Origin of the sequence: Patiriisocius sp., assembly GCF_051252435.1 — a bacterium.
Lineage (GTDB): Bacteria > Bacteroidota > Bacteroidia > Flavobacteriales > Flavobacteriaceae > Patiriisocius.
On the sequence record NZ_JBPOFW010000007.1, the window covers coordinates 36,132 to 56,137 of the forward strand.

21 protein-coding genes are annotated in these 20,006 nt (G+C 36.8%); 18 read left to right on the forward strand and 3 right to left on the reverse strand.

Going from position 1 to position 20,006, the window contains the following annotated elements:
* The first annotated feature begins 9 nt into the window (after positions 1–9).
* The 6 genes from ACSHW7_RS13815 (at position 10) to ACSHW7_RS13840 (ending at position 7,113) form a co-directional block, all read left to right on the forward strand.
* Positions 10–1,113 (forward strand): glycosyltransferase, encoded by a 1,104-nt coding sequence (locus ACSHW7_RS13815; protein WP_435679956.1) that lies wholly within the window; start codon positions 10–12, stop codon positions 1,111–1,113.
* Positions 1,104–1,667, forward strand: a complete 564-nt coding sequence (locus ACSHW7_RS13820; protein WP_435679957.1) for an RNA polymerase sigma factor — start codon at positions 1,104–1,106, stop codon at positions 1,665–1,667. The genes ACSHW7_RS13815 and ACSHW7_RS13820 overlap by 10 nt, the downstream gene beginning before the upstream one ends.
* Before the next feature lie 3 nt (positions 1,668–1,670).
* Entirely contained in the window at positions 1,671–2,882 is a 1,212-nt protein-coding gene (locus ACSHW7_RS13825; protein ID WP_435679958.1) for an Nramp family divalent metal transporter, read from the forward strand.
* A 67-nt stretch (positions 2,883–2,949) separates the two neighbouring features.
* A complete protein-coding gene (lipA, locus tag ACSHW7_RS13830) occupies positions 2,950–3,822 on the forward strand; it encodes a lipoyl synthase (protein WP_435679959.1) in 873 nt (290 codons plus the stop codon).
* A 3-nt stretch (positions 3,823–3,825) separates the two neighbouring features.
* On the forward strand, positions 3,826–4,824 hold the full coding sequence (gap, locus tag ACSHW7_RS13835; protein WP_435679960.1) for a type I glyceraldehyde-3-phosphate dehydrogenase: 999 nt from the start codon (positions 3,826–3,828) through the stop codon (positions 4,822–4,824).
* 33 nt (positions 4,825–4,857) lie between these two features.
* Positions 4,858–7,113: an ATP-binding protein gene (locus tag ACSHW7_RS13840; protein ID WP_435679961.1), complete on the forward strand. Its 2,256-nt coding sequence runs from the start codon at positions 4,858–4,860 to the stop codon at positions 7,111–7,113.
* On the opposite strand, the gene lpxK is transcribed toward ACSHW7_RS13840, so the two are convergent.
* Positions 7,110–8,123, reverse strand: coding sequence for a tetraacyldisaccharide 4'-kinase (lpxK, locus tag ACSHW7_RS13845; protein WP_435679962.1), 1,014 nt, complete (start codon positions 8,121–8,123; stop codon positions 7,110–7,112). The genes ACSHW7_RS13840 and lpxK overlap by 4 nt on opposite strands.
* Positions 8,124–8,226: 103 nt before the next feature.
* Here lpxK and ACSHW7_RS13850 point away from each other — a divergent pair, with 103 nt between their 5' ends.
* The 3 genes from ACSHW7_RS13850 (at position 8,227) to msrA (ending at position 10,945) form a co-directional block, all read left to right on the forward strand.
* Positions 8,227–9,321, forward strand: a complete 1,095-nt coding sequence (locus ACSHW7_RS13850; protein ID WP_435679963.1) for a Nif3-like dinuclear metal center hexameric protein — start codon at positions 8,227–8,229, stop codon at positions 9,319–9,321.
* 3 nt (positions 9,322–9,324) lie between these two features.
* Positions 9,325–10,104 carry a zinc ribbon domain-containing protein gene (locus tag ACSHW7_RS13855; protein ID WP_435679964.1) on the forward strand — a complete coding sequence of 260 codons (780 nt, stop codon included), beginning with the start codon at positions 9,325–9,327 and terminating at the stop codon, positions 10,102–10,104.
* 148 nt (positions 10,105–10,252) lie between these two features.
* Complete coding sequence (gene msrA / locus ACSHW7_RS13860) at positions 10,253–10,945, forward strand: peptide-methionine (S)-S-oxide reductase MsrA (RefSeq protein WP_435679965.1); 693 nt, start codon at positions 10,253–10,255, stop codon at positions 10,943–10,945.
* A 38-nt stretch (positions 10,946–10,983) separates the two neighbouring features.
* On the opposite strand, the gene ACSHW7_RS13865 is transcribed toward msrA, so the two are convergent.
* On the reverse strand, positions 10,984–11,781 hold the full coding sequence (locus ACSHW7_RS13865) for a class I SAM-dependent methyltransferase (RefSeq protein WP_435679966.1): 798 nt from the start codon (positions 11,779–11,781) through the stop codon (positions 10,984–10,986).
* Positions 11,782–12,073: 292 nt separating this feature from the next.
* Here ACSHW7_RS13865 and ACSHW7_RS13870 point away from each other — a divergent pair, with 292 nt between their 5' ends.
* The 6 genes from ACSHW7_RS13870 (at position 12,074) to ACSHW7_RS13895 (ending at position 16,152) form a co-directional block, all read left to right on the forward strand.
* The gene (locus tag ACSHW7_RS13870; protein WP_435679967.1) at positions 12,074–12,691 is read left to right on the forward strand and encodes a flavin reductase family protein; all 618 of its coding nucleotides are present in this window, start codon (positions 12,074–12,076) and stop codon (positions 12,689–12,691) included.
* Entirely contained in the window at positions 12,691–12,837 is a 147-nt protein-coding gene (locus tag ACSHW7_RS13875) for a DUF2256 domain-containing protein (protein WP_435679968.1), read from the forward strand. The genes ACSHW7_RS13870 and ACSHW7_RS13875 overlap by 1 nt, the downstream gene beginning before the upstream one ends.
* Positions 12,830–14,107, forward strand: a complete 1,278-nt coding sequence (locus ACSHW7_RS13880) for a DASH family cryptochrome (RefSeq protein WP_435679969.1) — start codon at positions 12,830–12,832, stop codon at positions 14,105–14,107. Before ACSHW7_RS13875 ends, ACSHW7_RS13880 begins: the two co-directional genes overlap by 8 nt.
* A gap of 11 nt (positions 14,108–14,118) precedes the next feature.
* On the forward strand, positions 14,119–15,657 hold the full coding sequence (locus ACSHW7_RS13885; protein WP_435680042.1) for a cryptochrome/photolyase family protein: 1,539 nt from the start codon (positions 14,119–14,121) through the stop codon (positions 15,655–15,657).
* A 177-nt stretch (positions 15,658–15,834) separates the two neighbouring features.
* Positions 15,835–15,990, forward strand: coding sequence for a lmo0937 family membrane protein (locus ACSHW7_RS13890; protein WP_435679970.1), 156 nt, complete (start codon positions 15,835–15,837; stop codon positions 15,988–15,990).
* A 30-nt stretch (positions 15,991–16,020) separates the two neighbouring features.
* Entirely contained in the window at positions 16,021–16,152 is a 132-nt protein-coding gene (locus tag ACSHW7_RS13895) for a hypothetical protein (protein WP_435679971.1), read from the forward strand.
* Positions 16,153–16,263: 111 nt separating this feature from the next.
* Here ACSHW7_RS13895 and ACSHW7_RS13900 read toward each other — a convergent pair whose 3' ends face one another.
* Entirely contained in the window at positions 16,264–16,431 is a 168-nt protein-coding gene (locus ACSHW7_RS13900; RefSeq protein WP_435679972.1) for a CDGSH iron-sulfur domain-containing protein, read from the reverse strand.
* A gap of 72 nt (positions 16,432–16,503) precedes the next feature.
* Between ACSHW7_RS13900 and ACSHW7_RS13905 the strand changes: the two genes are divergently transcribed.
* The 3 genes from ACSHW7_RS13905 (at position 16,504) to ACSHW7_RS13915 (ending at position 19,999) form a co-directional block, all read left to right on the forward strand.
* The gene (locus tag ACSHW7_RS13905) at positions 16,504–17,196 is read left to right on the forward strand and encodes a hypothetical protein (protein ID WP_435679973.1); all 693 of its coding nucleotides are present in this window, start codon (positions 16,504–16,506) and stop codon (positions 17,194–17,196) included.
* Positions 17,197–17,235: 39 nt separating this feature from the next.
* Positions 17,236–18,495, forward strand: a complete 1,260-nt coding sequence (kynU, locus tag ACSHW7_RS13910) for a kynureninase (protein ID WP_435679974.1) — start codon at positions 17,236–17,238, stop codon at positions 18,493–18,495.
* Positions 18,496–18,580: 85 nt separating this feature from the next.
* Positions 18,581–19,999, forward strand: coding sequence for an FAD-dependent oxidoreductase (locus tag ACSHW7_RS13915; RefSeq protein WP_435679975.1), 1,419 nt, complete (start codon positions 18,581–18,583; stop codon positions 19,997–19,999).
* Positions 20,000–20,006: the final 7 nt, after the last annotated feature.

Here is a 20,006-nt window from a genome sequence, read left to right on the forward strand (position 1 = left end):
AGCGCTCGCATGGTAATACTTTACGCTTTAGGTGTTGTCACTTTCATTCTATTTCTATTTTATTTTCTATTCTCGAGGTTTTCATTTGCTAAAATTTCAGAAGAGAATACGAATACATCCATATCTACATTTCCTGTTTCACTTATAGTTTGTGCAAAAAACGAAGCAGAAAACCTGAAACAAAACATCCCATTGTGGCTGGAACAAAATCATCCCGATTTTGAACTCATTTTAATTAACGATGCTTCCAACGATGACACGCTCGAAATCATGGAAAGTTTTGCTGAAACGGACAGCAGAATCAAAATTTGCAATGTAGAAAACAACGAAGCTTTTTGGGCAAGTAAAAAGTATGCATTAACCCTGGGGATAAAAAAAGCAACTCGCACTCGACTTATTTTTACAGATGCAGATTGTAGTCCCGCATCTCAATCATGGCTCAAAAATATGAGTCAGCACTTTTCAGAAGAAAAACAAGTATTGCTAGGTTATGGCGCCTATAAAAAGGAAGCTGGATTACTAAATGCCCTTATTAGATTTGAAACTGCGATGACGGCAATTCAATATTTTTCATACGCTCAAAGCGGAATGCCTTATATGGGCGTTGGACGAAATTTAGGCTACACTAGTCAACTCTTTTATAAGCATAATGGCTTTATTTCGCACATTAAAATACCTAGTGGCGACGACGATTTATTTGTGAATGAAGTTGCAGATTCAAAGAATACTGCCATTGTTATTGACCCAAATACGTTTACATATTCGGAACCAAAAAAAACCTGGAAAGCCTGGATAACGCAAAAGCGAAGACACGTGAGTACGGCAAAACATTATAAAAAATCACACCGAATTTTATTGGGTTTATACTATACCTGCAGATTGTTGTTTTTTGTACTGATAATCGCGGTAATGTTTACGTCTTTTTGGAAAATAGGGTTGATACTTTTGGGAGCCAAAATACTTTTTCAATATTTGGCTATTGGATTTGGTGCAGCAAAGCTGAAAGAGAAAACACTCATTCCATTTATCTTATTTTTAGACCTCTTGCTACTCGTGATGCAATTAACTATCTTTATGTCTAATCGCACATCCAAACCAACGAAGTGGAAGTAGAAAAAGCCACCCTATCAAAACAAATTAAGAGAGCGAAAGAAGGAAACCAATCTGCCTACAGATTTCTTCTTGACAATCATTGGAACCTTGTGTACGGCTTTCAGCTCAAACGCGTTCGCAACCCTATCGAAGCCGAAGACATTACTATTGAAACATTCGCAAAAGCATTTGACCGCATCGACACGTATGACGAAGGATTTACATTTAGTACTTGGCTGATTGCTATTTCAAAAAATATCCAAATTGACAAAACCCGCAAAAAAAATGCAGCTGTTTATACAAACACCGCAAGCGATAGCGACGAACAATTAAAGCGAATTGCAGACACCTCTCCCACTCCTGAGGATATTTTAATTACCGAACAAAATCTTTCCCAACTCCTTAGATATATTAAAATGCTAAACCCCATGTATCAAGAGGTAATCCAACTGCGCTATTTCCAAGAAATGAGCTATGACGAAATTGCTGAAAGCACCAACGAAACTTTAAACAATGTGAAAGTGCGACTACTAAGAGCAAAAAAACTCCTCGCCGAAATCATCATTAAAAAATAAAATTTGAAATCGCTTTTCTCAAAATTAGGCCCTGGATTTTTATTTGCAGGTGCAGCTATTGGTGTTTCTCATTTAGTACAATCTACTCGAGCTGGAGCAGATTTCGGGTTTGGATTATTATGGGCTTTATTGTTGATCGACGCTATTAAATATCCTTTTTTTCAATTCGGTCCCCGATATGCAAGTGCTACTGGAGAAAGCCTTTTGCACGGATATAAAAAAATGGGTCGCGGTTTACTCATTGCTTATTTTATCATCACATTTGCTACGATGTTTACTATTCAAACTGCCGTAACCATCGTTACCGCAGGGATTGCTTCTTCTTTGTTTGGGTTTGGGAGCACGTTGTTCTGGACGTTAAGCGTTACAATCATTTGTTTCGGAATTCTTATTCTCGGTCGCTATAAAGTACTTGATAATGTAATGAAAGTGATTGTCGTTTCGCTCACTTTGAGCACAATCGTTGCTGTAATCTTATTAATTCCTGAAACAAACCAAGTAGATTTCCATCAGATTTTGCCAGATTCTCCTATGAGCATTGCATTTTTAATCGCTTTTATGGGTTGGATGCCGGCACCTTTAGACATTTCAATTTGGCATTCTATGTGGACCGTGGAAAAACAAAAAATGGATACCTCCATCACCCCAGCGCAATCTCGTTTTGATTTCAATACGGGATATATCACGACAATTATTTTAGCCATTGGCTTTCTATCATTAGGCGCCATTGTCATGTTTGAAAGTGGAGAAACTTTTTCACCAAAAGCCGATGTTTTTGCAAACCAACTCATCTCTTTATATACAAACAGTCTCGGTGACGGAGCAGCAGTCCTCATTGGTATTGCCGCGCTGACGACTATGTTCAGTACCACCTTAACTACACTCGATGGATCACCAAGAGTTATGAGTAGTACTTCGGAAATATTAAACGATAAAACCTATAAGATGGGCTATTTTTTTTGGTTAGTCATACTTATTATTGGAACGTTGACAATTTTCTTTTTCTTCGTTTCAGAAATGAAGCTACTCATCACTATTGCCACAATTCTATCATTCTTGACGGCACCCTTTTATGCCATTATGAATTATAGATTAATAATAAGCAAGCATACGCCCGTAATTGCACAACCCAATAAAACAATGAAAATCTATAGTCTGATTTCAATCGTTGTTTTGATTGCTTTTTCCGTTTGGTATTTAAGCACATTATTATAATTGGTAGCTCCATAAAAAAGAATCACTATTACTAAAGACTACAGACTATTCCTTATCTTTGTATTCTATGAGTACAGAAACAGCAACACCCACGCAAAGAACCCCTAAACCCAAGTGGTTACGGGTAAAATTGCCTACTGGAAAAAAATATACCGCGCTTCGCGGACTGGTTGAAAAGTATGATTTGCATACTATTTGCACTTCAGGAAGTTGTCCCAATATGGGAGAATGTTGGACTGAAGGTACAGCGACGTTTATGATTTTAGGAAACGTGTGTACCCGCTCCTGTGGATTTTGTGGTGTAAAAACCGGAAGACCCGAAGATGTGGATTGGGATGAACCAGAAAAAGTGGCCCGTTCCATCAAATTGATGGGTATCAAACATGCCGTAGTTACTAGCGTTGACAGAGATGACATAAAAGATATGGGTTCTATTATTTGGGCCGAAACGGTAAAAGCAATTCGCCGTATGAATCCTGAAACAACCCTCGAAACTCTTATTCCGGATTTTCAAGGAAACACACGAAATATTGACCGCATCATCGCCGTAAAACCCGAAGTAGTTTCTCATAATATGGAAACAGTAAAACGTTTAACGCGAGAAGTACGCATCCAGGCAAAATATGAGCGTAGTCTTGAAGTCTTAAGATATTTAAAGGAAAATGGTATTGAGCGCACAAAAAGTGGCATCATGCTAGGACTTGGTGAAACCGAAGAGGAAGTGTTACAAACAATGAAGGACTTACGCAACGTAGGGCTTGATATTATTACCATTGGGCAATATCTTCAACCTTCAAAAAAACATCTTCCCGTTAAAGAATTTATAACTCCTGAGCAATTTAAAAAGTACGAGACAATAGGCCTTGAAATGGGTTTCCGTCATGTGGAAAGTGGCGCACTTGTTCGTTCTTCTTACAAAGCTCAAAAGCACCTCACATAAAATATGGGAGCTAAGACAAGAGTTGGTATCAATGGTTTTGGGCGCATTGGCAGAACCCTTTTTAGACTTCTGTTAGACCATCCCACCATTGAAGTAATAGCTGTAAACGACATTGCTGATGTAAAAACGTTGAGTCATCTATTAAAATACGACTCCATTCACGGCGTGCTTAAAAAGAATATTTCAGTTGAAAACGGCAATCTTTTAATTGACGATAGAAAATTCAAGTTTTCTTCGGAAATGAGCCTAGATAAGTTAGAATGGAATAATGTTGATATTGTTGTTGAAGCAACAGGTAAGTTTAAAACCCGCATTGATCTACAAAAGCATATTTCGGCGGGAGCCAAAAAAGTAATTTTATCAGTACCCCCAATCGATGAGGATATTAAAACGGTTGTTCTAGGGGTCAACGAACACATTCTCGAAGCAAATGATGAAATTATTTCAAATGCCTCTTGCACAACCAATAATGCAGCACCTATGCTAAAGGTTATCAATGACCATTTCGGTATTGAACAAGCTTATATTACTACGGTGCATTCGTATACAACTGACCAAAGTTTACACGACCAACCGCATAGAGATTTACGTCGCGCAAGAGCTGCGGGGCAATCCATAGTACCAACAACTACAGGAGCTGCCAAAGCATTGACAAAAATTTTTCCCGAACTTTCAGATGCAATCGGTGGTTGCGGAATTAGAGTTCCTGTGCCTAATGGTTCGCTTTGTGATATCACACTGAATATTAAAAAAGAAACAACAATTGGTGAAATAAATAATCTTTTTAAAAAAGCTTCGGAAAATGAATTTAATGGCATCATTGAATATACCGAAGACCCGATTGTATCCATTGACATCATTGGCAATTCTAACTCATGTATCTTTGATGCTCAGATGACCTCTGTAATTGGAAAAATGGTAAAAATTATAGGATGGTACGATAACGAAACCGGTTATTCTTCAAGAATAATTGATTTGATAATGCGATATCCGATTAAATAACTATATTTATCGATTAAATACACTCAATTAATAGTGAAAAAGCCCTCGTTTCAAACTTTAAAGTATATCTCATCATTATTCGTGATGTGTCTTTTTGTTTCGGTTATTCACGCACAAACACCGCTTGATGATTCCATTGCTTTAGTCAAAAAATACAGAACTGATGCCAATTTGAACATTTTACAATTCAATTTTAAAGATGCTGTGAACAACCTAACCAAAGCAAACAATTTGGTTTCAAATATTGACGACTTTAATTTAAAAGCAGATGTAATGGTGACTAACACACTACTACATTACTACCTGCAAAATTATGATAAGGCTGGGTTTTTAAATAAAAATGCCATTAAAATGATTAAGGATTCTGGTGCAATATCAAGTCTACCCGAAAGTTATATCATGCAGGGGTTAATCACAACCCGACTTGGTAAATATGACCTCGCTGAAAGAAATTTTGAATTAGCAGATTCTATTTTTGATACTATAAACGATGAAAAAAGAAAATCATCAATTTTGTTGGGAAGAGGAATTTTAGAATTTGGAAAAGGAAACCCTAAAGTTGCAGTTAATTATTATAATGCAGGAATTTCAGAATATAAAAAATACGAATTAAAATTCTTAGAAGCATCAGCATTAATCAATAAAGCTGTGGCGCTTCTTGAAATAGATGAAGAGGAGAATGAGAACACAAACTATACAACAGATGCAAAAGTTACATTAGACGATGCGATGACCATTATTGATGCTAATAATTACACAAAACTAAAAATAGATAGCTATAAAATAAAATCGGAAATAGCTTTAAAAGAAGAAAATTACGAGGACGCATTAACTACTTTCAAAGAGTTCACTAGAAAAAATGATTCGCTCAATCTGGTCATAATTGATGCCATTTCTATCAGTAACGAAGAAGAATCTAAAGTAGGAGCGCTCACAAAAATTATTGAAGAAAACGAGTTGAACCTTGCCGAAAACGAGCGCTCTGAAAAATTTAACAAAATGACCAATGGAATGAGTATAGCAATTATAGCTATACTATCCTTGTTGACACTTTCACTATATAAAAACAATAATTTACGCGCCAAAGCAAATAATTTGCTTCAAGACAAAAATACCGAGTTGCAACTAGCAAAGGAAAAAGCCGAGAAAGCATCGCTTGCAAAAGCACAGTTTTTATCAACGATTACTCACGAATTACGCACGCCATTATACGCAGTAACTGGGCTTACACATTTATTAATGGAGGAAAACCCAAAAGAATATCAAAAGGAACACCTAAACTCTCTCAAGTTTTCTGGAGAATATTTACTGTCTCTTATCAATAATATTCTAGACCTTAACAAACTAGAAGCAAATAAGGTGGAAGTCGAAAAAACGTCCTTCAATCTTAAAAAGCGTATCAAGGACGTGCTTGTCGCTCTTAAAACATCGGCTGATGACAAAAAATCAAAATTAGTCTTCGATTTTGACAACTCTATCCCAGAAAAACTTTTGGGCGACCCAGTAAAACTCTCGCAAATCCTAATTAATCTTATTGGAAACTCGGTGAAGTTTACACAAAATGGAGAGGTTGCAGTGCGTGTAAAAAAATTAGACCAAAAGGGACGTATTGTAAAGCTCCATTTTGAGATTGAAGATAACGGTGTAGGAATTTCAAAGAAAAAGCAAAAAAGTATTTTTGAAACTTTCTCACAAGGATCCTTACAAATTAATAGAAAATTTGGTGGCACAGGACTTGGACTTTCCATCGTAAAAAATCTATTAGAATTAATGAATAGTAAAATCAACCTTGAAAGTCAATTAGGCCAAGGATCAAAATTTTGGTTCAACCTAGATATAGAGGTTTCTGATAATAAAGATAATGAAACTGGAAAAATGATTGAAAAATCTGAAATTGACTATGCTTTCCTTGAAGAAAAACATGTACTCGTTGTTGAGGATAATAAAATCAACCAAATGATTACAAAGAAAATACTTGAGAAAAACAACATGATTTGTCAAGTTGCGGACAATGGCATGGATGCCATTGAATTGATTAAAAATAATATTTTTGACATAGTTTTAATGGATATTCACATGCCCGGAATAAGCGGTATAGAGGCTACTCAAAAAGTCCGCCTTTTTGACGAAGAGCTCCCTATTATCGCGCTAACAGCGGTAACCATTGATGAAAATCTAGACAGTTTTTATAAAGCTGGATTTAATGAAATTATACCCAAACCCTTCAAGCCAGAAGAGTTTTTCGAGAAGATTTACTTAACCATTCATAAAAGAGAATTGCAAGACTAAGAAAACAAATTGGCTTCCACATTTGCTACCACCATTTCTCTTAAAAACCCCTCCTGTCTGTTCAGTATTTTTGTTTTTATTGGCAGATAATACATCGCAAATTTGCCTAGAGGCTCTTTTAATCGCATAAAATCTTTTTCGGTAGTAAGGATAATTTCCTCCCTTTTTAATGCTGAAATTTCAGCTTCTGAAAAATTGTGGTGATCTGGAAATTTTTTATGCTTAAAATTATATCCTTCCGAAGTCAAAAACTCTACGAGTGGTTTTGGATTTGCAATACCAGTAACTAAGGTGAATGGTTTGTCTTTTAAATAAATAAGAGGTAATTCTTCTGAAATTCCAAAAACAGAATCCGCATAGTCAATCGTAGCAAAATAGAGTTTTTGATGTGCAGCAATATTCAAAATAAACCGTATTTCCTGCATTTTTGCATACGCGATATTCTTTTTACATTTTGTTACAATGATAACATCTGCCCTATCAGCACCTGAGCGCGCTTCTCTCAAATTACCTGTTGGTAGCAAATAATCCTGCACATAGAGTTCGTCGCACGGCGTCAATAAAATATTCAAAGAAGCCTTTACTTTTCTATGCTGAAATGCGTCGTCTAATAAAATAACGTCTGCTTCCTTTTCTAATTTTTCAATTCCCATTTGGCGGTCTGCACAAACTGCAACGGTAATATTTGGAAATTTTTGTTTAAATTGAAGTGGCTCATCGCCTACCTCAATAGCAGTGTGCGTAGTTTTGACCTCTAAAAATCCAGTCGTTTTTCGCTTATAGCCGCGGCTCAATGTTGCGATTTTGTAATCCTCTTTGAGCATTTCAATGAGCAACTCAATCATGGGAGATTTTCCAGTTCCACCCACATTTAAATTTCCCACACAGATAACAGGCAATCTATATTGCTTAGATTTAAACCATCCCTTATCGTAAAAATAATTTCGTGTGCGTGTAACCCAACCATAAAGGACAGCGAACGGAAATAATAATTTGCGGAAAAACTTCATAGAACGAAAGTAACAATATCGAGTCAAATTAATTTCGTGATTGAAAGATTTAAAGAAAAAATGTTTAAACACATTCTAGTATATTTACTGAAATTTTTCAACAATGACGGTTAAAGAAGTGATGAAACATCTTGAAGAATTGGCACCACTCGCCTATTCTGAAGATTTTGACAATACAGGATTATTAGTGGGTGATGCTTCTGCTAAAGTGACCGGAATCCTCGTCACACTAGACACGCTGGAAAAAGTGGTTGATGAAGCGATTGAAAATAAATGCAATTTGATAGTGAGTTTTCATCCCATTATTTTCAGCGGACTTAAAAAAATAACGGGCAAAACCTACGTGGAGCGCGTGGTTTTAAAGGCTATTAAAAATGACATCAATATTGTTTCGGTGCATACCGCTTTAGATAACTCTTTTGAAGGCGTAAACGCAATGATTTGCCAAACGCTGGGTTTAGAAAATTATCACGTTTTAATTCCGAAGAAAGACACGATTAAAAAATTGGTCACCTATGTTCCCGTCGATGAAATCGAAACGGTTAGAACAGCACTCTTTGCTGCAGGAGCTGGTAGTATTGGGAATTACGATGATTGTAGTTTTACAACGGAAGGCTTCGGGAGTTACAAAGGAAATTCAATTTCAAATCCTGTCAAAGGAGTAAGAGGGGTGTTGCATACAGAGAAAGAAATTCAATTGAGTGTTACATTTCCGAAGCACTGCGAACAAGCTGTTTTAAATGCGTTGCAAGAATCTCATTCCTACGAGGAAGTCGCGTTTGAAGTAACAACGCTGGAAAACACCAACCAACATATAGGGATGGGAATGATAGGAGAATTGCCAAATGCAATGAAAGGAGCGGAGTTTTTAAAATTTCTGAAGGAAAAAATGAAGACCGACTGCGTCCGTCATTCGTCAATTTTAAGCAATGATATTAAAAAAGTAGCTGTTTTAGGAGGCAGCGGGAGTTTTGCCATCAAAGCTGCAATCGCCAACAGAGCAGATGCTTATATTACCGCAGACTTGAAATATCACGACTTTTTTAGCGCTGAAGGCAAGATACTACTGGCAGATATTGGGCATTATGAAAGTGAGCAATACACAAAAGACCTTTTGCATGCGTTTCTTAGCAAAAAAATAACTACTTTTGCAGTCGTTTTATCACAAACAAACACAAATCCAATTAGCTATTTTTAACCTATGGCAAGTAAAGAATTAACAGTTGAAGAAAAGCTTCGTGCTTTGTACGACTTACAATTAATTGACTCTCGAATTGACGAGATTAAGAATGTACGTGGGGAACTGCCTTTAGAAGTACAAGACCTTGAAGACGAAGTTGCGGGGATGAATACCCGTATGGAAAAACTAAAAAGCGAACTTGAAGTTATCAAAGATGACATCAAAGTGAAGAAAAATTCCATAGAGGTTTCAAAAGAACTGATGAAAAAATATACTGCGCAACAAGATAATGTACGTAACAATCGTGAGTACAATGCGTTGAGTAAAGAGGTTGAATTTCAGGAATTAGAAATTCAATTGGCTGAAAAGCACATCAAGGAATACACAGTGCAAATTGCACAAAAAAATGAAATCATTGAGCAAACTCAAGAGCGCATAGGTGCAAGACAAGACCACTTAAAGCACAAGCAGGGTGAACTTAATGAAATCTTGAGCGAAACAGAAAAAGAAGAGCAAGCATTACTTAAAGAATCTGCTAAGTTTGAAAAGCAAATTGAGGAGCGTTTAGTAAAAGCTTATAAACGCATCCGCACAAACGTAAAGAACGGTCAAGCCGTTGTTGCCGTTGAGCGTGGAGCATCTGGAGGTTCTTTCTTTACAATCCCGCCACAAGTGCAAATGGAAATTGCAGGTCGTAAAAAAATTATTACTGACGAGCATAGTGGACGTATTCTTGTGGATCCAGAATTAGCTGGCGAAGAAGTTGAAAAAATGGATAAGGTATTTGCTAAATTAAAGTAAATCTTACCCTTCAAATTATAACAAAGCCTTCACATAATGTGAAGGCTTTTCTTTTTAAATTCATTGCTGAAATAACTTTAACAATACTTTAGTTATACTTCGGAAATGTACAAGACATTTTACCGACTTAGAAAAAAACAAATCCATTATGAAACGAATTACCATAGCACTTGCCGCAGTATTTTTATTATCAATACCAGCAGCCTGTCAATCCTCCAACAAATCAAACAAAGAAAAGGAAGCAATGGCACAGCAAAATGTGGAACCCGTTGAAGTCCCAATGCAAAATGGAATGGCGAAAGCCTATTTTGCCAGTGGATGCTTTTGGTGCGTGGAAGCTATTTATGAAAGCGTAAAAGGAGTTGAAGAGTCTATTTCTGGTTATAGTGGTGGACATACCGAAAACCCAACATATGAAGCAAGCAACACAGGAAGAACAGGACACGCAGAAGCTGTAGAAATTATTTATGACCCCAGCGTTGTGAGTTTTAAGACACTCGTTGATGTATATTTTGGTTCACAAAATATTACTCAAGTAAATGGTCAAGGTCCAGATTATGGATCTCAATATCGTTCTATCATTTTCTACCAAAATGACGAACAAAAGAATATCATTGACAACAAAATTGCCGAACTAGAAAAAGAAGTGGGCGAAGGAAAAGTAGCAGCACAGGTATTGCCTTTTGAAAAATTTTGGGAGGGTGAAGCGTATCATCAAGACTACGAAAGACTTCATCCAGACCAAGGATATATTAGAAATGTATCTGTCCCTAGATTAAAGAAATTTCAGAAAAAATATCCTGAATTGATAAAAGAGGGTGCGATGCACAACGAGCATTAGATAAAAAAATCCGGAACAATTGTTCCGGATTTTTTTTACTATTTTATCGCCTTCACCTCAAATAACAATGGATATAATCCACCATCCAATTCATACATCCCATTTTTATTTGTGATTAAGTTGGGGAATATGTCATAGGGCGATTCCTCATATTCATTGAGGTATTCAATTTTTAAACCAGCTTTTACAAGGCAAGTAATAACCTCTCCCAAGCCATGATTCCAGCCATATTCTTTACTTCTTATTTTTGAATTGCCATCAGCATACGTGCCGTCTTGCTCTTCATAAATCACTTCCTGTTGTTGGTAGCCGTATTTCATTGTGGGAGGATTCACCGTGTAATCATACATCCAAGCAATGGGATGAAAATCGATGATATAGAAAAATCCGCCAGGTTTTAAACGCTCTGCAATCATCTCAGCCCAAGGTTTTAAATCTGGCAACCACCCTATTGTGCCATAGCTTGTAAAAATAATATCAAATTTTTCTTCTGAAATATGCCGCGAAGTATCCAGCACATTACAGCAAACAAATTGAGCGTCCAATTGTAATTCTTCGTTCAACTTCCTTGCTAACTTCACTCCTTCTTCACTAATATCAACTCCGGTACACTTGGCTCCCCGCCTACTCCAACTCATGGTATCTTGCCCAAAGTGACATTGCAAATGCAACAACGATTTTCCTTCTACATCGCCTAAGGCATCCAACTCAAATCTATTTAACGTGGAAACTCCTCTTTTAAAAGCTTCCATCGCATAAAAGTCACTCGCAGCATGCACCGCTACTTTTTTATTCCAAGTCTCTCTGTTGGTGTTAAATGCTTTTTGTAAATCCATGAGTTTTTTTTCTACAATATAATCGAAAAATTAAATTTTGATATTTATATCAGATTCATGGCTAATTGATTTGGATAAATTTAATGGTACTGTTTTGGAATTATGTGGATTTTTTATTGAAATTATAGTTAAACACCCTATCCCAACCTTTCCCTCAAGGGAAAGGAGCTAAAAATATTCCCTTGGGAGAGATTTAGAAAGAGGTTTCGACTGCACTCAAGCGGACATCTTTTCTAAAGAATTTTGTCTAATTTTTAAGAAAAAACCTTGAACGAAATTTTATCTTTAACAGATGAAATATTTTAACGCCAGTCACATTTCCGAATTAGAAAAAATCTACTGCATCAATCTCATAAATAGTTGCACGGGATATAAGAGCGCAAACTTGATTGCAACGCGCTCCAAGGATGGGATTACGAACATCGGGATTTTTAGCAGCGTGATTCATTTGGGGAGCAATCCGCCCTTATTGGGTTTCATTTTACGTCCCACGACGGTGCCTCGCAATACGTTTGATAATTTGACAAAAACCGGAGTGTTCACGGTAAACCACATTCACAAAAATGGTATTGAAGATGCGCACCACACGAGCGCAAAATATGATGGCGATATTTCAGAATTTGACAAAACACAATTTGAGCCCGACTATAAAGATGGATTTTTTGCGCCTTATATTGGCAAAGCCAAAATTTCAATGGGTTGCAACTACGTCAACCATTACGACATAAAAGAGAACGGTTGTCTCTTGATTATAGGGAGCATTGAACATCTTTATATTGCTGAAGGCATTCTCGAAGACGACGGATTTCTCAATTTAGAAAAAGCAGAAACAGTTGCCATTAATGGACTTGATGGCTACGCATTGCCACAATTATTAGCGCGTTTTGAATACGCTAGACCAAAAAAATAATGGCGCACAAAAAAACAAATCTGCCCGAAAAAATATGCGCGACCTGTGGACTATCGTTTTCATGGCGAAAAAAATGGGAACGCAATTGGGAGGAAGTAAAATATTGCAGCGAGCGCTGCCGAAAAAACAAAAAGATAAATGCATAATTTAGTTTGGTTTAGAAATGATTTAAGAGTTAAAGACAACGAGAGCCTTCAAAAAGCCTGTAAAAATGCTACACAAGTAACCGCTGTGTACTGCTTTGATCCACGACATTTTAAGGAAACAGCCTTCGGTTTTAAAAAGACCGGAGCTTTTCGTGCCCAATTTTTAATCGAAACAGTTGAAGACCTTCGGAAAAATCTCGCCGAAATAAACATAGCGCTGCATGTCTATTTTGAGAAACCTGAAATAGCAATACCAGGGCTTATTTCTGAAATAAATATCGACACAATTTTCTGCCAAAAAGAATGGGCAGCAGAAGAAATGAAAGTATTCAATAACCTAAAAACTGCTATTTCCGAAGAAATAAGGATTGAAGAAACCTACGACCAATTTCTATTCCACCCAGACGATATTCCTTACGATGATTTTTCTATAATCCCGAAAGTCTTTACCGAGTTCAGAAAAAAATGTGAAAAATATAGTTCGGTAAGAAATATTAATGATATCCGGTTGAAAGCAGTTGAAACTTCCTCTCAAAAAACACAAATCCCAACAATCGAAGACCTCGGCTTAAAAAAACCAAAAAAAGACAAGCGCACAGCATTCCCATTTAAAGGAGGAGAAACTGCTGGACTTAAAAGAATTCAAGAATACATTTGGGATTCTCAAAAAATTGCAACCTACAAACAAACTCGCAACGGATTAATTGGTACAGATTATAGTTCAAAATTTTCGGCGTGGTTGGCAAATGCGAGCATTTCACCAAGGCAGATTTATTGGGAAGTGAAAAAGTTTGAAAAAGAAGTAAAAAAAAACCAAGACACCTATTGGATGATTTTTGAATTGATTTGGAGAGACTTTTTCAAATACGTTTCCTTAAAACATGGCGATGCTATTTTTAAAATTGGTGGGATTTTAAATAGGGAGTACGATTGGGGAACTTCCGAAGCAAAAAAAGAGCAATGGATAAATGGCAAAACTAAATATCCATTTGTCAACGCAAACATGAAAGAAATTGCCGCAACGGGATGGATGAGCAATCGAGGTAGACAAAACGTTGCGAGCTTTTGGGCGAAAGAGCAAGCGCAAGATTGGCGTATATGCGCCAGTTATTTTGAGAGCATGCTCATAGATTTTGATGTACATAGCAATTGGGGCAATTGGATGTACAACGCAGGAGTTGGCAATGACCCCAGAGAAAGAAAATTTAATATTGAAAGACAGGCGAGCATGTATGACCCAGATGGCGCTTTTATTGATTTGTGGACATAATTATTTAAATGATGAAAATATTAAGACTCATTTTAGGCGACCAACTTAACCAGCAACATTCGTGGTACAATGACCCCATTGAAGATGTTATTTATTTTATGGCTGAAATGCGCCAAGAAACAGATTACACTACGCACCATATTCAAAAAGTGGTCGCTTTCTTTGAGAGCATGCGAAATTTTGCCAGCTGGTTGAAAAGTGAAGGACATACAGTTATTTATTACAAACTAGACACTTCAGAAAACACACAAGACATTATAGAAAATATTAATAACTTAGCTGAACAACATAAAATCACTCATTTTGAATATCAGCTCCCTGACGAATATAGACTGGACAAGCAGTTAAAAGATTTTAAAGAGAAATCGAAAACACTTAAAATTTCAGCAATTGACACAGAGCACTTTTTGACCTCACGTACCGATATTGAAAATTTTTACGAAGGAAAAAAACAATATACCATGGAATATTTTTACCGCGATATGCGAAAAAAATATGATATCATGATGACCACCCCAAAAGACCCCGAAGGAGGAAAATGGAATTTTGACCACAGCAATCGCAATAAATATAAAGGGGAACACCCAATCCCACCACCACTAGTTTTTGAAAATGATGTGAAGCAAACCATCAAAGAAATAGAGAATGCCGGTGTTAAAACAATAGGGTTTATTAATGCTGACCAATTTGACTGGCCCACAACTCGCGAACAATCGCTTAATGTCCTCAACTATTTTTGCGAGCATTTGTTAGTTCATTTTGGCGATTATCAGGACGCGCTATATACCGAGCATGCATTTTTATTTCATTCACGACTAAGCTTTGCAATGAATAGTAAAATGCTGAGCCCAAAAGAGGTGATTGATTCGGTAATTGCGCATTGGAGAGCCAATAGTGAAACCATCGAGATCACACAAGTAGAAGGATTTGTGCGTCAAATTTTAGGCTGGCGAGAATATATGCGCGGTATGTACTGGATGAAAATGCCAGAATATGCCTCCCTCAACAAACTAGAAAACACAAATAAACTCCCTGATTTCTATTGGACGGCAAACACAAAAATGAATTGCCTCCACCATGCCATTAAACAAAGTCTTGATTATGCGTATGCGCATCATATTCAGCGGTTAATGGTGACGGGCAACTTTGCTCTGCTCGCACAAATTCATCCAGATGAAGTAGACCAATGGTATTTAGGTATTTATATTGATGCCATTGAGTGGGTCGAAATAACAAACACTAGAGGCATGTCGCAATTTGCAGACGGAGGAATCATTGCCACAAAACCCTACGTTTCCAGCGGGAGTTACATTAATAAAATGAGCAATTATTGTGGCAGTTGTCATTACAACGTCAAACTTAAAACCGAAGAAAACGCCTGCCCTTTCAATAGTCTTTATTGGAATTTTCTTGACGATAAGCGCGAACATTTCAAAGGCAATAATAGAATGGCAATGATGATGAATCTTCTAAATAAAAAAACTGCCGAGGATATTTCAGCGTTGAAAGAAAGAGCAGCTTTGATTATTGAAAATCCAGATGATTTTTAAATACATAATATTTTTAATTCTTTAAAACCGAATCTTAACTCAAAACACACAATTGTTAACTAAATAAAATCATATTGGTAATAAATTAACGAATAAGGTTAAATATCGTTAAACTAAATCTACATTTATTGAAATAAACATACTTTCGTTTTATCTAATCAATAAAACAAAAAAACCATGAGAGATTTAGTTTGGCTTATCGTTGTAATTTTAATTATAGGATGGCTCGTTGGGTATTTCGCATTTCCAGGAATTGGAAGCTTAATCCACATTTTATTAGTTCTAGTAGTAATTCTAGTTATTTATAAACTATTAACCGGAAGAAGATTATAAAATCAACCCTTAAATTTAAAAACACATATTATGAAAAAAGTAATTTTAGTATTATTCGCAGTGGGAATGTTAAGTGCAAGCTTCACTAGCTGTAGAGAAAAAGAATCTGTTGGAGATAAAATCGAAGACGTTGCAGATGATGTTGAAGACGCAGTAGATTAAATATAAAAATTTATAAATAAAAATCCCTTTCATTCATTTGAAAGGGATTTTTTTTATGCTTCGGAAATGTGACAAAAATAAATCAATTGTATTTAAGACATATTTCAGAATTTATTCGCCTTTATGTCTTCCATCGCAAAAAGGCAAATTACTACTCTTTCCACAGCGACAATATGACGCTCTTGCCTCTTTTACTTCCGTACTTCCATCGGGATGCGTTACGGTATGCTCTCCAATTACAATCAAAGGCCCATTTGCCATTAAATTTACTTTTGTCATCTGTATATTTTAAAAGGTTGAATGTAAATATAGCAATGTAATTCATTATTTTTACGGGAAACTAAATCTGCCATGCAAAAACTAACTATTTTATTGGTATTCATTTCGGCTTTTACCGCCTGTAAAGAGAATGCTTCAACAAATCAAAATGATGATTCAATTCCCGAAACTGACAAAAACAATGTCCTCACAACTGCTGAAACCATTGCGTATAAAAACGGATTCGAAAAATGGAAAGACGTGAACACCATCAATTTTACCTTTAACGTTACCAGTAACGACAAACCAGTAGGCATGCGTTCTTGGTCTTGGAAACCGAAATCAAACGACGTTACCATGATGACTGCAAAAGACACCGTATCCTTTAACCGAAATAATCTCGATGAAGCCTTTAAACAACAAGACGCGGCATTTATCAATGACAAATATTGGCTGTTAGCTCCTTATAATTTGGTTTGGGATGAAGGAACAACTTTTAAAGAACAACAAAATACCGTTGCACCTATTTCAAAAGACACGTTAAACATGATAACCATTACCTACGGAAACGAAGGCGGCTATACGCCCGGAGATGCTTACGATTTTTATTACGATAAAGATTTTATGGTGCGAGAATGGGTGTATAGAAATGGGGACACTATTGCTCCTTCAATGATTACAACGTGGGAAGAATATGAAGATTACAACGGACTCAAAATTGCAAAAATGCATAAGAACGAAGCAGGAAGTTTTAAATTTTTCTTTACCGATATTTCGGTTGACTGATTCCACATTTTAAATAAATCTCGCTTTTAACAACTATCAATGTATCAAAATAATTTAGCTTTTGCTCAACAATGTGACCGTGAAGACCCGTTGGCACATTTCAGAAAACAATTTTTACTTCCCACAGATAAAGATGGAAATGAACTAGTGTATCTCTGCGGAAATTCGCTGGGATTACAACCGCTGCAAACGCAAGAATACATCACGGCAGAATTAAAAGATTGGGCAAAGCATGGTGTGGAAGGACACACAGATGCAAAACATCCATGGCTACCCTATCACGAATTTTTAGCCGAGAGTATGGCAAAAATTGTGGGCGCAAAACCAACCGAAGTAGTCATAATGAACACGTTGACAACAAACCTCCATTTAATGATGGTTTCATTTTACCAGCCCACCGCAAAAAAATATAAAATCGTAGTTGAAAGTGATGCTTTTCCAAGTGATAAATACGCAATGGAAAGTCAGTTAAAATTTCATGGTCACGACCCCAAAGAAGGATTAATTCTTTGGAAACCACGAGAGGGTGAAGAACTTTGTCGTTTTGAAGACTTGCAAACAATCATGGAAAATCAAGGAGATGAGATTGCTTTATTGATGATTGGCAGCACAAATTATTACAGCGGGCAACATTTCCCACTAAAAAAAATTACCGAACTCGGTCATAAACACAAGTGCATGGTCGGTTTTGACCTTGCGCACGGCGCAGGAAATATCCAGCCTAATTTACACGAGGTAAGCGCAGATTTCGCAGTATGGTGTACGTACAAATATTTAAATAGCGGCCCAGGAAGTTTGGGTGGGTGTTTTGTTCATGAGCGACATGCCGACAACGAAAAATTAAATCGTTTTGCAGGCTGGTGGGGTCATAACAAGAAAACTCGCTTTAACATGCGGCATGAATTTGACCCATTATCGGGCGCCGAAGGTTGGCAATTGAGCAACCCTCCAATATTGTCAATGGCAGCAATTAGATCGAGTCTCGATGTATTTGAAAAAGCAGGATTCGAAAACATTAGAACAAAGAGTGAAAAACTCACAGGATATTTAGAGTTTTTGCTCGATGAATTAAACGATGATAACATCAATATAATTACTCCAAGAAATAAAGAAGAACGCGGTTGCCAATTGAGCATCCAAGTAAAAAGTGCTGATAAAGCATTACATACACAACTTACTAAAGCGGGCGTCATTAGCGATTGGAGAGAACCAGATGTAATTAGAGTTGCCCCGGCACCCTTGTATAATAGTTATGAAGATGTTTTTGAATTTGTAGAGAGATTAAAAAAAGTATTATAATAGGGACTCAAAAAACCAAAGCCTGTCCTAATTCATGATTTAAAAGGAAAGAGCGTGATCGAGGCTTGATTCCAACAACAAAAAAATGGAGAATAAAAATCAAAAAATACTAATCATAGGCGCAGGGCTCTGCGGAAGTTTGCTTGCATTACGCATGGCACAACGTGGCTATCAAGTACAACTTGTTGAAAAACGCCCAGATTTGAGAGATGTAACGCAAGATGCGGGTCGTTCTATCAATTTGGCATTAAGTGATCGCGGTCTTAAAGGCTTGCGTCTTGCTGGCGTTGAAGAAGAAGCACTCAAATTATGTATCCCAATGCTCGGTAGAATGATTCACGACAAGCAAGGCAATACTTTTATGAGCAATTATAGTGGTCGCGAAAATGAATATATCAATTCAATTTCAAGACCTGGATTGAATATGCTCTTACTCGATGCTGCCGAAGCAATGCCGAATGTTGAAATAATTTTCAACAAAGGATGTACAAAAGTAGACCTCGAAAATGCCGTTGCTACGTTTAAAGATTACAATACCAAAGAAGAAATAACCTACAAAGCAGATGTTATTTTGGGAACAGACGGAGCTGGCTCTGTGGTTCGTAAAGCCATGTTCAACGATAGAAATTTCTTGTTTAGTTTTTCTCAAAATTGGTTGACGCACGGTTATAAAGAAATTACAATTCCTGCCACAGAAAATGGAGGATATCGTACTGAAAAAGGAGCGCTTCATATTTGGCCTCGCGGCGAAGATATGTTGATTGCATTACCCAATTTAGATGGCAGTTTTACGGTAACGCTTTTTGCACCGTATTCAAACAGTGATTATTGTTTTGACACTCTCACCACACCTGAAATGGTGATGGCTTATTTTGAAACAGAATACCCAGATGCAGTAGCATTGATGCCGAATTTGGTCGAGGAATTTTTTGATAACCCTACAGGACCTTTGGGCACTATTAAATGTTCGCCATGGAGTAGCTTTGGAAAAGCCTGTTTATTAGGCGATAGCGCTCACGCGATAGTTCCGTTTTATGGACAGGGAATGAACGCGAGTTTTGAAGATGTGGTTGTTTTTGATGAAATTTTAAACAAACACGACAGCAAAACTTCCGAAGAAAACGACTGGAAAACAATTTTCCATGCGTACGAAATGACCCGGAAAAAAGACACCGATGCCATTGCAGACTTGGCTGTCGATAATTTCCGCGAAATGAAAGAACTCACGGCAACCCCATTATTTCAACAAAAAAGAAAGTTGGAAATGGCTTTTGAATCTCAATTCCCTATGGAGTACTTCAGCAAATATTCATTAGTTACTTTTAATGAAGACATTACCTATCACGAAGCAATGACAAGAGGTCGCGTGCAGGACAAAGTTATTTTGAATTTGCTAAACGACGGTAGACTTCCTGACAGCATGGAACTAGCCGAAAAATTCAAATTAGTAAAAAAAGAAACTACTGAAGCACTTCACGATGACGCAGTAGTTGGAAATTTATAATAGTAAA

What these genes read in the sequence shown, in the direction of transcription:
- ACSHW7_RS13815 (WP_435679956.1), top strand. Translation starts at nt 10, where the DNA reads ATGGTAATACTTTACGCTTTAGGTGTTGTCACTTTCATTCTATTTCTA.
- lipA (WP_435679959.1), top strand. Translation starts at nt 2,950, where the DNA reads ATGAGTACAGAAACAGCAACACCCACGCAAAGAACCCCTAAACCCAAG.
- gap (WP_435679960.1), top strand. Translation starts at nt 3,826, where the DNA reads ATGGGAGCTAAGACAAGAGTTGGTATCAATGGTTTTGGGCGCATTGGC.
- lpxK (WP_435679962.1), bottom strand. Translation starts at nt 8,123, where the DNA reads ATGAAGTTTTTCCGCAAATTATTATTTCCGTTCGCTGTCCTTTATGGT.
- ACSHW7_RS13850 (WP_435679963.1), top strand. Translation starts at nt 8,227, where the DNA reads ATGACGGTTAAAGAAGTGATGAAACATCTTGAAGAATTGGCACCACTC.
- ACSHW7_RS13855 (WP_435679964.1), top strand. Translation starts at nt 9,325, where the DNA reads ATGGCAAGTAAAGAATTAACAGTTGAAGAAAAGCTTCGTGCTTTGTAC.
- msrA (WP_435679965.1), top strand. Translation starts at nt 10,253, where the DNA reads ATGAAACGAATTACCATAGCACTTGCCGCAGTATTTTTATTATCAATA.
- ACSHW7_RS13865 (WP_435679966.1), bottom strand. Translation starts at nt 11,781, where the DNA reads ATGGATTTACAAAAAGCATTTAACACCAACAGAGAGACTTGGAATAAA.
- ACSHW7_RS13870 (WP_435679967.1), top strand. Translation starts at nt 12,074, where the DNA reads ATGAAATATTTTAACGCCAGTCACATTTCCGAATTAGAAAAAATCTAC.
- ACSHW7_RS13875 (WP_435679968.1), top strand. Translation starts at nt 12,691, where the DNA reads ATGGCGCACAAAAAAACAAATCTGCCCGAAAAAATATGCGCGACCTGT.
- ACSHW7_RS13880 (WP_435679969.1), top strand. Translation starts at nt 12,830, where the DNA reads ATGCATAATTTAGTTTGGTTTAGAAATGATTTAAGAGTTAAAGACAAC.
- ACSHW7_RS13885 (WP_435680042.1), top strand. Translation starts at nt 14,119, where the DNA reads ATGAAAATATTAAGACTCATTTTAGGCGACCAACTTAACCAGCAACAT.
- ACSHW7_RS13890 (WP_435679970.1), top strand. Translation starts at nt 15,835, where the DNA reads ATGAGAGATTTAGTTTGGCTTATCGTTGTAATTTTAATTATAGGATGG.
- ACSHW7_RS13895 (WP_435679971.1), top strand. Translation starts at nt 16,021, where the DNA reads ATGAAAAAAGTAATTTTAGTATTATTCGCAGTGGGAATGTTAAGTGCA.
- ACSHW7_RS13900 (WP_435679972.1), bottom strand. Translation starts at nt 16,431, where the DNA reads ATGACAAAAGTAAATTTAATGGCAAATGGGCCTTTGATTGTAATTGGA.
- ACSHW7_RS13905 (WP_435679973.1), top strand. Translation starts at nt 16,504, where the DNA reads ATGCAAAAACTAACTATTTTATTGGTATTCATTTCGGCTTTTACCGCC.
- kynU (WP_435679974.1), top strand. Translation starts at nt 17,236, where the DNA reads ATGTATCAAAATAATTTAGCTTTTGCTCAACAATGTGACCGTGAAGAC.
- ACSHW7_RS13915 (WP_435679975.1), top strand. Translation starts at nt 18,581, where the DNA reads ATGGAGAATAAAAATCAAAAAATACTAATCATAGGCGCAGGGCTCTGC.